This window comes from Streptomyces sp. NPDC002825, assembly GCF_040295385.1.
Lineage (GTDB): Bacteria > Actinomycetota > Actinomycetes > Streptomycetales > Streptomycetaceae > Streptomyces.
Genome location: NZ_JBEOVH010000053.1, coordinates 19,221 through 32,065, shown reverse-complemented (window position 1 = coordinate 32,065; position 12,845 = coordinate 19,221). Strand labels below are relative to the sequence as shown.

The 12,845-nt window shown below is 70.7% G+C and carries 12 protein-coding genes; all 12 read right to left on the bottom strand.

The window, feature by feature from the left end:
* Positions 1 to 106 precede the first annotated feature (106 nt).
* Positions 107 to 910 (bottom strand): class I SAM-dependent methyltransferase, encoded by an 804-nt coding sequence (locus ABT041_RS37625; protein ID WP_351193292.1) that lies wholly within the window; start codon positions 908 to 910, stop codon positions 107 to 109.
* A gap of 32 nt (positions 911 to 942) precedes the next feature.
* A complete protein-coding gene (locus tag ABT041_RS37620) occupies positions 943 to 2,445 on the bottom strand; it encodes a cytochrome P450 (RefSeq protein WP_351193289.1) in 1,503 nt (500 codons plus the stop codon).
* A gap of 272 nt (positions 2,446 to 2,717) precedes the next feature.
* On the bottom strand, positions 2,718 to 5,546 hold the full coding sequence (locus ABT041_RS37615; protein WP_351193286.1) for a DEAD/DEAH box helicase: 2,829 nt from the start codon (positions 5,544 to 5,546) through the stop codon (positions 2,718 to 2,720).
* 305 nt (positions 5,547 to 5,851) lie between these two features.
* A complete protein-coding gene (gene tatC / locus ABT041_RS37610) occupies positions 5,852 to 6,754 on the bottom strand; it encodes a twin-arginine translocase subunit TatC (protein ID WP_351193296.1) in 903 nt (300 codons plus the stop codon).
* A 105-nt stretch (positions 6,755 to 6,859) separates the two neighbouring features.
* A complete protein-coding gene (tatA, locus tag ABT041_RS37605) occupies positions 6,860 to 7,141 on the bottom strand; it encodes a Sec-independent protein translocase subunit TatA (protein ID WP_041128368.1) in 282 nt (93 codons plus the stop codon).
* Positions 7,142 to 7,324: 183 nt separating this feature from the next.
* On the bottom strand, positions 7,325 to 7,528 hold the full coding sequence (locus ABT041_RS37600) for a hypothetical protein (protein ID WP_351193283.1): 204 nt from the start codon (positions 7,526 to 7,528) through the stop codon (positions 7,325 to 7,327).
* Between the two features lie 35 nt (positions 7,529 to 7,563).
* Positions 7,564 to 7,827: a CpXC domain-containing protein gene (locus ABT041_RS37595; RefSeq protein ID WP_351193281.1), complete on the bottom strand. Its 264-nt coding sequence runs from the start codon at positions 7,825 to 7,827 to the stop codon at positions 7,564 to 7,566.
* A 102-nt stretch (positions 7,828 to 7,929) separates the two neighbouring features.
* On the bottom strand, positions 7,930 to 8,883 hold the full coding sequence (locus ABT041_RS37590) for a helix-turn-helix transcriptional regulator (RefSeq protein WP_351193279.1): 954 nt from the start codon (positions 8,881 to 8,883) through the stop codon (positions 7,930 to 7,932).
* Positions 8,884 to 8,899: 16 nt separating this feature from the next.
* Positions 8,900 to 9,856: a helix-turn-helix transcriptional regulator gene (locus ABT041_RS37585; protein WP_351193277.1), complete on the bottom strand. Its 957-nt coding sequence runs from the start codon at positions 9,854 to 9,856 to the stop codon at positions 8,900 to 8,902.
* 133 nt (positions 9,857 to 9,989) lie between these two features.
* Complete coding sequence (locus ABT041_RS37580; RefSeq protein ID WP_351193275.1) at positions 9,990 to 10,364, bottom strand: FKBP-type peptidyl-prolyl cis-trans isomerase; 375 nt, start codon at positions 10,362 to 10,364, stop codon at positions 9,990 to 9,992.
* Positions 10,365 to 10,422: 58 nt separating this feature from the next.
* A complete protein-coding gene (locus ABT041_RS37575; protein WP_351193273.1) occupies positions 10,423 to 11,361 on the bottom strand; it encodes an FKBP-type peptidyl-prolyl cis-trans isomerase in 939 nt (312 codons plus the stop codon).
* Between the two features lie 117 nt (positions 11,362 to 11,478).
* Positions 11,479 to 12,840: a Pup--protein ligase gene (gene pafA, locus ABT041_RS37570; RefSeq protein ID WP_351193271.1), complete on the bottom strand. Its 1,362-nt coding sequence runs from the start codon at positions 12,838 to 12,840 to the stop codon at positions 11,479 to 11,481.
* Positions 12,841 to 12,845 lie beyond the last annotated feature (5 nt).

The window sequence follows — 12,845 nt, the reverse complement described above, 5'->3', positions numbered from 1 at the left end:
CGCCGGCAAGGGCGCCGTCCGTTGTGCCCACCCGTTCCGCCCTGGGGGCACCTCCCGGACGAAGTCTGGGGGAGGAACGCCTGCCCACAACGGGGGCCGCGGGTTGTCAGGACGTGCGTCGCTTGCGGGTCGTGAGTTGGAAGAGGCGGGCCGTGTACATGTACGGGGGTCGCGCCGTCGTGGCGAGTTCCAGGCGTTCCAGGTCCGCGTAGTACACGGGGTCGTACTTGCGCGCGTCGTCCGTCAGGTAGTCGCAGAAGCTGCGGATGCCGTAGTGCCGCACCTCCCCGCAGCCGAGGTCCCCGAGGACCGGGATGATCTCCTCCGCCGTGTGGAGCCTCAGCTCGGAGTCGAACATCTCGTTCCGGAGCAGATCGCTGTCCAGTGCGGCCAGGGCTGCGGCAGGATCCAGTTCCCGGACGGCGATGTTCAGCGGCGCCGAATGCCGGTTGATGGCCATCATCGAGAACAGCCCTCCCTCCTTCAGCGGTGCGAGCGCCGTCGCCAACGTGACGGCCACGTCGTCCACGTACTGCAGGAGGTTGTGGCACAGCACCACGTCGAAGCCGCCCCTTGCGATGTCCGCCGGAAGCGTGTGCACATCCGCCAGGACACACGTCACCCGCTCCGACAGCCCCCTCTCCGCCGCGCGCGCCCCGGCCGCGGCCAGCATGGCCGGTGCGAGGTCGACCACGGTGACGTGGTGGCCCCGCGCGGCGAGCCGTATCGCGTCGCCGCCGTCCCCGCCCGCGAGGTCGAGGATCCGCAGCGGCCCGCCCCCGGGCCCCTCGTCAAGGTCCCGCATGAGGTTCGCCTCGGCGAGCGTGTAGCGCAGGCGCCCCCAGGGCGCCTCCTGCCACTCCTGCCAAGTGGCCATCGCGCTGTCGAACTTCCCGGGATCCTGAGCCATTCGGCGACGATAGCCGCCCACCCCGCCGGGTCTCAGTTCCGGGTGCGCACCGTGGCCAGGACGTCCCGGTCCGGCTGGAGGGTCAGGCTCGGGACCGGGCGTATCTCCTCGGTCGTGACGTCCAGGTGGAAGCGGCGGGCGAGGACCGCGAGGACGAGGACCGCCTCGACGAGGGCGAAACGGGTGCCCAGGCAGACGCGGGGCCCGCCGCCGAAGGGGTACCAGGCGTACTCCGGTATCTGCTCGGCCGGTTCGCCGTCCTCCCCCGTCAGCCAGCGCTCGGGGCGGAAGGCCTCCGGATCGCCGTACCAGCGCGGGTCCCGGTGGGTGGCCCACTGGCTGGACCAGACACGCGTACCGGCGGGGACGGGCGTGCCGCCGAGGGTGGCGCCCTCCTTGGCGATGCCGGTGAGGAGCCAGATCGTCGGGTAGAGGCGGAGGGTCTCCTTGACGACGGCCTGGGTGTAGGTGAGCGAGGCGTAGTCGTCGTACCCGGGCTCGTGGTCGGCGAGGACCCGGTCCAGTTCCTCCGTGAGGGCGTCACGGACCCCGGGGTTGCGGGACAGCAGGTACCAGGCCCAGACGAGGGTGGAGCTGGTCGTCTCGTGGCCGCCGATGTAGAGGGTGACCGTCTCGTCGCGGATCTCCTGGTCGGAGAGGCTGGCCCCGGTCTCGTCGCGGGCGGCGAGAAGCCGGCTGAGGAGGTCCGGACGGTCGCCGTCGCCGTCCCGGTGCCGGGAGACCACCCGGGACACCTCGGCGTCGATGACGGCGGTGGCCTTCTTGATCCGGGCGCGGCCCGGGGTGGGCACCCAGTCGGGCAGCAGGGCTCCGATGCCGCTGAACTCGGCCCCGATCTCCTTCTGCGCGATGTCCATCGCCCGGCCGATGGATTCGGCGTCGGCCGCGGTGTCGACGCCGAAGATGGTGCGCACGGCGACGAGTTGGGTGAGGGCCGCCATCTCCTTCTTGATGTCGACCCGCTGCCCGTCCTTCCAGCGGTCGGCGAGGGCGACGGCGCACTCGGCCATCGTCGCCGCGTAGGACCGCACCTGCTTGGGGCGCACGGACGGCTGGACGAGGGACCGCTTGCGCCGCCAGTCCGCGCCCTTGGAGACGACGACGCCGTTGCCCAGCAGCGTACGGAACGCGATGCCCAGGTCGGGCTGGTCGAAGGTGCGCTCGACCTCGGTGAGGAGCTCGCCGATGTTCTCCGGGTGGGCGATGAAGAGGGCCGGGCCGCGGCCGAAGCGCCAGCGGACGAAGTCCCCGCGCTCCCTGAGCTGTTCGAAGAAGGCCAGGGGGTCCTTGCCGAAGGCGGGGAGGTTGCCGAGGAGCGGCACACCTCGCGGCCCGTCCACGACGACGACACTGGACCCGCCGCCGGCCGCCCCACCGCCCGACGCCTTCGCCGACTCCGACACCTCCGACACCTTCGTCGGCTCCGTCGGCTCCGTCGCCTCCGTCGCCTCCAACCCCTCCGCCCGTTGCCCTTCGTCTCGCGTCCCGGCGTCCGGACCTGCCTGCGTGGCCATCCGCGTTCCCCTCCCCAACTGACTTTCCCTGCTTGCGAGTCCATGCAAGCGGAAGCCCCGTCCCCCGCGCCACCCCTGTGGACAACGACCTGTGGACAACCCCTGTCGCCAACATGTCAGGGGTCGATCCCCCGAGGCCGGCGCACAGAGCCGGACGGGCAGAGGCGGACGGACAGAAGCGAACCCACGCAAGCCCCCCGAGGCGGAACCCCACCACGGCACGCCAAGGGCCCGCAGCGCACGCGCCACGGGCCCTCAGAACTACCGGACCGTCAGCCCACCGAGCTGTACGCGACCACGCCGCGCAGCAGCGCGTCCACGGCCTTGCGGGCGTTCTTGGCGACCGTGCTGTTCTCCTTCGGCGCCGCCGCGGCGATCTGCCCGAGGACGTCGATCACCTGCTTGCACCAGCGGACGAAGTCGCCCGCGGGCATCTCCGCCTCGCGGAGCACCTCGTCCAGGCTCTTGTCCGAGGCCCACTGGTAGGCCGCCCAGGCGAAGCCGAGGTCCGGCTCGCGCTGGCCGACGCCCTCCGCCTGGTTGATCTTGAACTCCTCTTCGAGGGCGTCCAGGCGGCCCCAGATCCGGACCATCTCGCCGAGCGCCGCCTTGGCGTTGCCCGTGGGCAGCTTGGGTGCGACGGCGTCGTCGGCCTGCCGGGCCTCGAACACCAACGCAGAGACACAGGCCGCGAGTTCGGCCGGGTTGAGGCCCTCCCAGACCCGGTCGCGGAGGCATTCGCTCGCCAGCAGGTCGAGCTCGCCGTAGAGCCGGGCGAGCCGCTTGCCGTTGTCGGTGACCTCGTCGCCGCGCAGATAGTCGAGCTCGGTGAGGAGCGCGACGATCCGGTCGAAGGTGCGGGCGATGGTGTTCGTACGGCCCTCGATGCGCCGCTCCAGCTGCTGGGTGTCGCGCTGGAGACGGTGGTAACGCTCGGCCCAGCGGGCGTGGTCCTCGCGCTCGTCGCAGCCGTGGCAGGGGTGCGCGCGGATCTCGGTGCGCAGCCGTGCGATCTCGCGGTCGTCGGCCGCGGCGGCGCGCTGCCGCCGGTGGCGCTCGGGGTTGATGTGCCCGGCCTTGCTCCGCAGGGCGGAGGCCAGGTCGCGGCGGGACTGCGGGGAGCGCGGGTTGAAGGACTTGGGGATCCTCATCCGCTCCAGCGCCTCGACCGGGACCGGGAAGTCGATCGAGGCGAGCCTCTTGACCTGCCGCTCGGCGGTGAGGACGAGGGGACGCGGCCCGTCGTGGTGCTCGAAGCCGCGGTGGCCGTTGGTGCGGCCGGCCGGGATGCCCGGGTCGAGGACGAGGGCGAGGCCCGCGAACTTGCCGGTGGGGACGTGGATGACGTCGCCGGGCTTGAGCTTCTCCAGGGAGCTGGCGGCCTGGGCGCGGCGCTGGGCGGCGCCCTGCCGGGCCAGTTCGGTCTCGCGGTCCTTGAGGTCGCGGCGGAGCCGCGCGTACTCCTCGAAGTCTCCGAGGTGGCAGGTCATGCCCTCGCGGTAGCCCTGGAGTCCCTCCTCGTTCCGCTGGACCTGGCGCGAGATGCCCACGACGGAACGGTCGGCCTGGAACTGGGCGAAGGAGGTCTCGAGCAGCTCGCGGGAGCGGTGCCGGCCGAACTGGTCGACGAGGTTGACCGCCATGTTGTACGAGGGCTTGAAGCTGGAGCGCAGCGGATACGTGCGCGTTCCGGCGAGTCCGGCGAGGTGGCCGGGGTCGAGTCCGCGCTGCCAGAGCACGACGGCGTGGCCCTCGACGTCGATGCCCCGGCGGCCGGCGCGGCCGGTGAGCTGGGTGTACTCGCCGGGGGTGATGTCCGCGTGCTGCTCGCCGTTCCACTTGACGAGCTTCTCGAGGATGACGGTGCGCGCGGGCATGTTGATGCCGAGGGCGAGGGTCTCGGTGGCGAAGACGGCCTTGACGAGGCCGCGGACGAAGAGCTCCTCGACGACCTCCTTGAAGGTCGGGAGCATGCCGGCGTGGTGGGCGGCGATGCCCCGCTCCAGCGCTTCGAGCCACTCGTAGTAGCCGAGGACGTGGAGGTCCTCGCTGGGGATGGCGGCCGTGCGCGCCTCGACGATCTCACGGACGCGCAGCCGCGCCTCGTCGTCGTTCAGCCGGAGTCCGGCGTAGAGGCATTGCTGGACGGCGGCCTCGCATCCGGCGCGGCTGAAGATGAAGGTGATCGCGGGCAGGAGCCCTTCGGCGTCGAGGCGCTCGATGACCTCGGGGCGGCCGGGGGTCCAGATCCGGGAGCGCTGGCGGCGCTCGCGCTCGCGGTCGGCCTCGCGGACCATCTTGCCGCGCCGCCGGTCGCGCGGGTTGTACGTGCGCGTGTTCTCGGTGCGGGCGAGGCGGAGGAGGTCGGGGTTGACCTCTCGCCGGGAGGCGCCGCGGCCGCCGTGGTCGGTCTCCTCCTCGAAGAGGTCGTACATCCGCCGTCCGGCGAGGACGTGCTGCCAGAGGGGGACGGGGCGGCTCTCCGAGACGATGACCTCGGTGTCGCCGCGGACGGTGTCGAGCCAGTCGCCGAACTCCTCCGCGTTGGACACGGTCGCGGAGAGTGAGACGAGGGTGACGGACTCGGGGAGGTGGATGATCACTTCCTCCCAGACGGCGCCGCGGAAGCGGTCGGAGAGGTAGTGGACCTCGTCCATCACGACGTATCCGAGGCCGGAGAGGACCTGGGATCCCGCATAGAGCATGTTGCGGAGGACTTCGGTGGTCATGACGACGATCGGGGCGTCGCCGTTGACGCTGTTGTCACCGGTCAGCAGGCCGACCTTGTCGGGGCCGTACCGCTTGACGAGGTCGGCGTACTTCTGGTTCGACAGCGCCTTGATGGGCGTCGTGTAGAAGCACTTGCGGCCCTGGGTGAGGGCGAGGTGGACGGCGAACTCGCCGACGATGGTCTTGCCGGAGCCCGTGGGCGCGGCGACGAGTACGCCCTTCCCCGCCTCGAGTGCCTGGCACGCCTCGATCTGGAAGGGGTCCAGACCGAAGTCGTACAGCTCGCGGAAGGGGGCCAGTGCGGTGCGCTGCTCGGCGTTGCGGGCGAGGGCGGCCGCGTACGCCTGGGCTGGTGTGAGGTCCTCTGTCATCTTGTTGTCGAGCCTACCCGCCACCTGTGACAGTGACGCGATCTTTATCGAGGGGATGCGGAGGGCTCGGTTCCGGGGCAGGGGCGGGGATCCCCGACCCACAGTTGCGGGGCAGGGGCAGGGATCCCCGGCCCACGGTTGCGGGGCAAGGACAGGGATCCCCCACCCACGGTTCCGCGCAAGGGCACAGGCCCTGGCGCCCGGTTCCGGCAAGGGCACGGGCCCCCGGGCACGGTGCCGGGGAACGACGAGGGCCCCCGGACCGAGTCCGGGGGCCCTGCGCGGTCAGGTCGCGCTCTTCGGCGTCAGGTGATGTCGTCGTAACCGTTGAGCCGGTGCGCGCTCGCTCCGCCGTGCTCCCCGGTGGCCTGCTCGGGCAGGGCGCGGGAGGCGCTGACGGGCTCGACGGCCCCGACCGCCTCGGGGGTGAGGTCGAGCGAGGAGGCCTCGTCGTCGTCGAGCTCGGCATCGGGGTTGCTGCGCCGGCGTCGCCGGTCGTTGAGGAGGGAGAAGAGGACGGCCCCGAAGTACAGGATCGTGATGGGTCCGGCGAGGGCGATCATGCCGACGGGATCGGTGGTCGGGGTGATGACGGCGCCGAAGACGAAGACGCCCATGATCACACCGCGCCACCAGCCGGCCATGCGGCGGCCCGTGAGGACTCCGGTGAGGTTGAGCATCACCAGGACGAGCGGGAGCTCGAAGGCGAGGCCGAAGACGAGCACCATGCGCAGGGTGAAGTCGAGCACGTCGCCGAGCGAGAGGATGTTCGCCGAGCCCTCGGGCGTGAGGCTGATGAGGACCTTCACGCTGACGGGGAGGATGAGGTACGCGAGGTAGGCGCCGGCGGCGAACAACGGCACGGCCGCGCCGACGAAGGCGTACGTGTACTTCTTCTCGTTCTTGTGCAGGCCGGGCGCGATGAAGGCCCACAGCTGGTAGAGCCAGACGGGGCTGGCGACGACGAGACCCGCCGTCAGGGACAGCTGGATCGTCGTGCTGAAGGGCGCCATCAGCGTGTTGAAGGAGACGATCGCGCAGTTGCCGCCGTCACTGGTGACGTTCGGTGCGCAGGTGGGCACCGAACGCGTCAGGAACTGCATGAGCTCCTCGCTGTACACGAGGGCCACGATCGTCACCGCGGCGATGGCGAGGAGACCCTTCGCCAGTCGGTTGCGGAGTTCACGCAGGTGCTCCACGAGGGGCATCCGGCCCTCGGGATCCTTCTCCTGCTTGCGGGCAGACTTGGGCAACCCACGTCCTCATCTCGTGCGGCAGGCCGCCGCCCGGTGCGGCGGCCGCGGCGGACCGGGTCAGCGCTTGGTGGTGTCCGAGGGCTCGGTCACGGGACGCGCGCTGGTCACGTCACCGGGAGCGGCCTGGATGGTACGCGGGGCGGGCTCCTGCGTGCCGGCGTGCGGCGGGTCGGCGGGGGCGCTCTGCTGGTCGTCCGCCTTCATCGCCTTGGCCTCGCTCTTGAGGATGCGGGCCGACTTGCCCAGGGAGCGGGCCATGTCCGGGAGCTTCTTGGCGCCGAACAGGAGGATCACGACGACGAGGATCAGAATGATCTCGGTGGGGCCGAGCCTACCCATAGCTGTTTACCTTCTTCACCGAGGCGACATGGAGTGCGTGCCCGGCGGGTCGGACATGCGTCCGGCCACCGCGCTGCCTGCGATCGTAACCCGCAGGAGTAAACGCGGGGCAATGCCCGTGCATACTCCCGATTGCGTCCCGCGGGCCCTAACCGGGCCCTTCCCGCAGCGTACGGCACGTGCTCAACGGAGCGTCTCGCCGGTCCTGGCGAGTCCGACGGCGGCGGTCTCGAGCTCCTCGGCGGCCTGCTGGATCCGCTGTGTGGTGCGGGCCACTTGACGGCCGAGGCGCTGGACCTCCAGGAAGACCCGGACGGCGAGGACGCCGAGCACGGCGAGGCCGAGGAAGCCGAGGGCGATGGCGATGGCGAGCATGGGCCAGAACATGTGCTGAGCCTAGACGCTGGGCGCGTACGGATCGTTCAGACGGTGGTGTGGAGGCGCAGGGTGCGGACGCCGCCGCCGGTGAGGAGTTCGACGATGCGCTCGCCCGCGGGCTTGCGGACGGAGCTGCCGCACTCGGGGCAGGTGAAGGAGTAGAAGGTGGTGCGCCGGCTCGCGCCGATGGCGAGCCGCAGGGCGCTCGCGGAGAGTTCGAAGCGCGAGCGGCAGTCGGGGCAGGCGGCCTTGAAGAGGACCGGGGCCATGGACGCCGCAAGACCGTGCATCACGGACATCTCCCTCATCTCTCTCGACTCTGGCATCACGGTGGCGACAGCGTCCTGTCGCACGGTCACCACGCCCGGGGCGCCGTCACGTCAGTAACAGCGTCCCGGGCGCGGTGAACGTCACACACCTTCGTACGCGGCCAGCGCGGCGGCCGCAGCCGTCCGCGCGCTGTCGGCCAGCTCCGCCGGCGCGACGATCCGGCCGTCGCTGCCCAGACGCAGCGCGAGCCGGCGCAGCGAGGCCGGGTCCGGCGTCCGCAGCGTGATCCGCAGCCCGCCGTCCGGCAGCTCCTCGGCCCGGTCGTGCGGGTAGTACTCGGCGACCCAGCGGCCGCCGGGCCCGACCTCGACCACGACCTCCGGGTCGTCGGCCGACGGCTGGACCAGGCCCTCGGAGAGGTCGCGCAGCTCCAGCTCCGGCGGCGCCGCGTGCTCGTCGAGGAGCCGGATCTCGACGACCCGGTCGAGCCGGAAGGTGCGGCGCGCCTCGGAGAGCCGGCACCACGCCTCCATGTAGGTGTGGCCGACGGCGAAGAGCCGGATCGGGTCGACCTCGCGCTCGGTGAGCTCGTCGCGGGCGGGCGAGTAGTACCGCACCCACAGCCGTCTGCGCTCCGAGATGGCCCGGTCGACCTCGGCGAAGACCCCGCCCTCGGACTCGAAGGTCACCGAGAGCCGGGCGCTGGCCCCGGCGGCCTCGCCGGCCGCCGCCTCCAGCTTGGCGGTGGCGCGCAGCAGGGCGTCCCGGTCGCTCTCGCGCAGCCCCGGCAGGGTCGCGACGGCGCGGGCGGCGACGAGCAGCGCGGTGGCCTCGTCGGCGGCGAGCCGCAGCGGCTCCGCGACGTCGTCCGGGTTGTGCCACCAGATCCGGTCGCCGTCGGTGTCGATGTCGAGGAGGTCGCCGCCCCGGAAGCTGGTGCCGCACATGGGCAGCACGTCCAGGTCGGAGATCAGCTCGTCCTCGGTGATCCCGAAGGCGCGCGCCACGTCGGCGACGTGCGCGCCGGGGCGCTCACGGAGATAGGTGACGAGGGAGAGCATCCGCCTCGTCTGGTCGATCGCGTTGGCAGCCATGCGGTACGTCTCCCCCTCAGCCCTTGGCCACGGCGCGCAGCCGCTCCACCACATCGGCCCGCAGATCGGCGGGTTCCAGTACGACGACGTCGGGGCCGAACTCGACGAGCCAGGCGTCGAGCCCGTGTCCGTACGGGATCTCGAGCTCGTCCCAGCCGTCGGTGCCCTCGGTCACGGCCTGGGCGCGGGCCCGCAGCGGGTAGCCGCAGCCGGTGCGCAGCCGGATCCGCGCGGAGCGGGTGGCGGTCTCGCCGGCCCAGCTCTCGACGGTCTCCCGGACGGTCACGACGTCGGGCACAGGCGCGGTGAAGGCGCCGGCCCGCGAGCGGACCTTGCCGGTGATGCGGGAGAGCCGGAAGACGCGCTCGGCACCGCGGTCGCGGTCCCAGCCGGCCAGGTACCAGTGGCCGCGCCAGCATTCGAGGGTCCAGGGCTCGACCTGGCGGGTCTCGGGGCGGGCGGCGTTGGCCTTGCGGTAGTCGAAGACGACGGGCCGGCGGTCCCGGCAGGCCAGCATGAGCGGCTCGAAGGCGGCCTCGTGGACGGGGATGCGCGGTTCGAGGGCGCTGGGCTGGGTGTCGTACGAGTCCCCCGCCTCGGGCATGCCGGCGGCGCGGAGCTTCTGGAGGGCGCCGCTGGCGGCACCGGCGAGGCGGGCCTGCTGCCACACCTTGGCGGCGAGGCCGAGGGCGGCGGCCTCCTCGGCGTCCAGGGTGATCGGCGGGAGCCGGTTGGAGTCGCGGCGGGCCAGGTAGCCGGTCTCGCCGTCGAGGTTCTCGACGGTCTCGATGACCAGGCCGAGCTCGCGGAGGTCGTCCTTGTCCCGCTCGAACATGCGGTTGAAGGCGTCGTCGCCGCTCGCTTCGAGGTACGCCTCGATGGAGCCGCGGAGCTCCCGCTTGCTCAGCGGGCGGCGTGTCCCGAGCAGGCACAGCGCGAGATTCATCAGCCGCTCGGACTTGGCAATCGCCATCGACGCCCCGCACCCTTCCGCCGGTTCCGCTTGTCAGACGTCCGACCGTACCGCCCCGGGGTGTCGGGACCAAAGCCGAGGGCCCCCGCCATGGACGGCGGGGGCCCTCGGACCGACCGTGATCGGGTCGGTGTTACTTCACGGCCACGAGGTCGCAGACGAAGATCAGCGTCTCGCCCGGGGCGATCTTGCCGCCGGCACCGCGGTCGCCGTAGGCGAGGTGCGCGGGGATGACCAGCTGGCGACGGCCGCCGACCTTCATGCCCTGCACGCCCTGGTCCCAGCCCGCGATGACCTGACCGGCACCGAGCTTGAACTCGAGCGGGGTGCCGCGGTTCCAGGAGGCGTCGAACTCCTCGCCGGAGTCGAAGGAGACACCCACGTAGTGGACCTGCACGAACTGGCCGGCCTGGGCGACCTCGCCCTCGCCCTCCCAGATGTCCTTGATCTCCAGGTCCTTCGGCGGCTCGCCACCCGGGAAGTCGACCTCGGGCTTCTCGATGCTCACTGAACTGCTCCTCAAACTGATGAACGTCGCGATGATGAACTGCGCGATCGGGACAGTCTTACATCTTTGTCAGGATGTCGACGGCGAAGACCAGCGTGGAGTTCTTCGGGATCCCCTGCTTCTCCTCGTTGCCGAACGCCTCCGACGGCGGGGCGACGATCAGGACGCGGCTGCCGATCTTCTTGCCGACGAGGCCGTCCTTGAGGCCCTTCAGCGTCAGCTGCGAGAGCGGGAAGTTGGCCGGCTTGCCGGTCGTGTAGGTCGAGTCGAAGACCTTGCCGTCCTTCCACAGGGCGGCGACGTAGTTCACGACGACCGTGTCGGTGGCCTTGACGGCCTCGCCGTTGGCCTCCAGCACGTAGTTCGAGACGAGCTTGGTCGGCGGGTCGGTCTTCGGGACCGTCAGCGAGGGCTGCTTGCCGTCGGTGTTCGTACCGACCTTCGGGAGGTCCTTGTTGTCCTGCGCGACCGGGGTGCCCGTGGCGGACTTCGGGATCGTCACGGACTTCAGGATGTCCACGACGAAGACGAGGGTGGCGTTGGGCTTGATGTCGCCCTGGCCCTGCGCGCCGTAACCGAGCTCCGGCGGGATGCCGATCTCGATGCGGCTGCCGACCTTCTGGCCCTCCAGGCCCTGGTCCCAGCCCTTGATGACCTGACCGGCGCCCAGCGTGAGGTCGAAGGGCTGACCGCGGTCGAAGCTGTTGTCGAAGGGGGTGGTGGAGTCCCAGGCCTGGCCCAGGTAGTTCACCTGGAGCGCGTCGCCCTTCTTCGTCACCGCGCCGTCACCTTCGCTGATGACGTTGACCTTCAGTTCCTTGGGCGGGTCGCCCTCGCCCTTGGAGAGGGTCGGCTTCTCCCCGAACTTCTCGCCCGCGGTGATGGCGGGCAGCCCGTTCTTCATCGAGGCGGAATCGGAGCCCTTGTCGTCGCTGCCGCACGCCGCTGTGGAGAGCAGCAGCAGCGGGACGACGAGAAGGCCGGCAAGTCGGCGCACGTGTTCCTCAGATCTCAGACGGCACAGTAGTTGTGCCGACACTCTAGGCGCTCCTCCTGTCACGTCGAGGGCCCCGCACGCCGAACGTGCGGGGCCCTCCCGGTCGATACGACCTGCCTACATTCCGGCGATCAGCTTTTCCACCCGGTCGTCGACGGAGCGGAACGGGTCCTTGCACAACACCGTGCGCTGCGCCTGGTCGTTGAGCTTGAGGTGGACCCAGTCGACGGTGAAGTCCCGCCGCTGCTCCTGGGCACGGCGGATGAAGTCGCCGCGCAGCCTGGCCCGAGTGGTCTGCGGGGGCACCGACTTGCCCTCGAAGATCTTCAGGTCGTTGCAGATGCGGGCCGCCTGCCCGTTCTTCTGGAGCAGGTAGTACAGCCCGCGACGACGGTGGATGTCGTGGTAGGCGAGGTCTATCTGCGCGACCCTCGGGTTCGACATGGTCATGTTGTGCTTGGCCCGGTACCGCTCGATGAGCTTGTACTTCATGACCCAGTCGATCTCGGTCTCGATCCGGTCGAGCTGCTCGCTCTCGATCGCGTCGAGCGTGCGGCCCCACAGCTCCAGGACCTGGGCGACGGTGCCGGAGCGGATGCCGCGGCGGTCGACGAAGTCCACGGCCTTCTCGTAGTACTCGCGCTGGACCTCCAGGGCGGAGGCCTCCCGGCCGCTGGCGAGCCGGACCTTGCGCTGGCCCGTGATGTCGTGGCTGACCTCGCGGATCGCCCGGATGGGGTTCTCCAGGGTCAGGTCGCGCATCACCGTGCCCGCCTCGATCATGCGGAGCACCAGGTCGGTGGCGCCGACCTTGAGCAGCATGGTCGTCTCGGACATGTTCGAGTCGCCGACGATGACGTGCAGCCGGCGGTAGCGCTCGGCGTCGGCGTGCGGCTCGTCCCGGGTGTTGATGATGGGCCGTGAGCGGGTGGTGGCCGAGCTGACGCCCTCCCAGATGTGCTCGGCACGCTGGGAGACGCAGTAGACCGCGCCACGCGGGGTCTGGAGGACCTTTCCCGCGCCGCAGATCAGCTGCCGCGTCACGAGGAACGGAATGAGGATGTCCGCGAGCCGGGAGAACTCCCCGTGGCGGGCGACGAGATAGTTCTCGTGGCAGCCGTAGGAGTTTCCGGCCGAGTCGGTGTTGTTCTTGAAGAGGTAGACGTCGCCCGCGATTCCCTCCTCGTGCAGGCGGCGTTCGGCGTCGACGAGCAGGCCCTCGAGAATGCGCTCGCCGGCCTTGTCGTGGGTGACCAGTTCGGTCACGTTGTCGCATTCCGGTGTGGCGTATTCCGGATGCGAACCCACGTCGAGGTACAGGCGGGCGCCGTTCCGCAGGAAGACATTGCTGCTGCGGCCCCATGACACGACACGGCGGAAGAGGTAGCGCGCCACTTCGTCAGGAGACAGTCGGCGCTGTCCCCTGAACGTGCACGTGACGCCGTACTCGTTCTCCAGCCCGAAAATGCGGCGGTCCATGTCTG

Coding starts and splice junctions, on each gene's coding strand:
- ABT041_RS37625 (WP_351193292.1), bottom strand. CDS start 910: ATGGCTCAGGATCCCGGGAAGTTCGACAGCGCGATGGCCACTTGGCAG.
- ABT041_RS37620 (WP_351193289.1), bottom strand. CDS start 2,445: ATGGCCACGCAGGCAGGTCCGGACGCCGGGACGCGAGACGAAGGGCAA.
- ABT041_RS37615 (WP_351193286.1), bottom strand. CDS start 5,546: ATGACAGAGGACCTCACACCAGCCCAGGCGTACGCGGCCGCCCTCGCC.
- tatC (WP_351193296.1), bottom strand. CDS start 6,754: ATGCCCCTCGTGGAGCACCTGCGTGAACTCCGCAACCGACTGGCGAAG.
- tatA (WP_041128368.1), bottom strand. CDS start 7,141: ATGGGTAGGCTCGGCCCCACCGAGATCATTCTGATCCTCGTCGTCGTG.
- ABT041_RS37600 (WP_351193283.1), bottom strand. CDS start 7,528: ATGTTCTGGCCCATGCTCGCCATCGCCATCGCCCTCGGCTTCCTCGGC.
- ABT041_RS37595 (WP_351193281.1), bottom strand. CDS start 7,827: ATGAGGGAGATGTCCGTGATGCACGGTCTTGCGGCGTCCATGGCCCCG.
- ABT041_RS37590 (WP_351193279.1), bottom strand. CDS start 8,883: ATGGCTGCCAACGCGATCGACCAGACGAGGCGGATGCTCTCCCTCGTC.
- ABT041_RS37585 (WP_351193277.1), bottom strand. CDS start 9,856: ATGGCGATTGCCAAGTCCGAGCGGCTGATGAATCTCGCGCTGTGCCTG.
- pafA (WP_351193271.1), bottom strand. CDS start 12,840: ATGGACCGCCGCATTTTCGGGCTGGAGAACGAGTACGGCGTCACGTGC.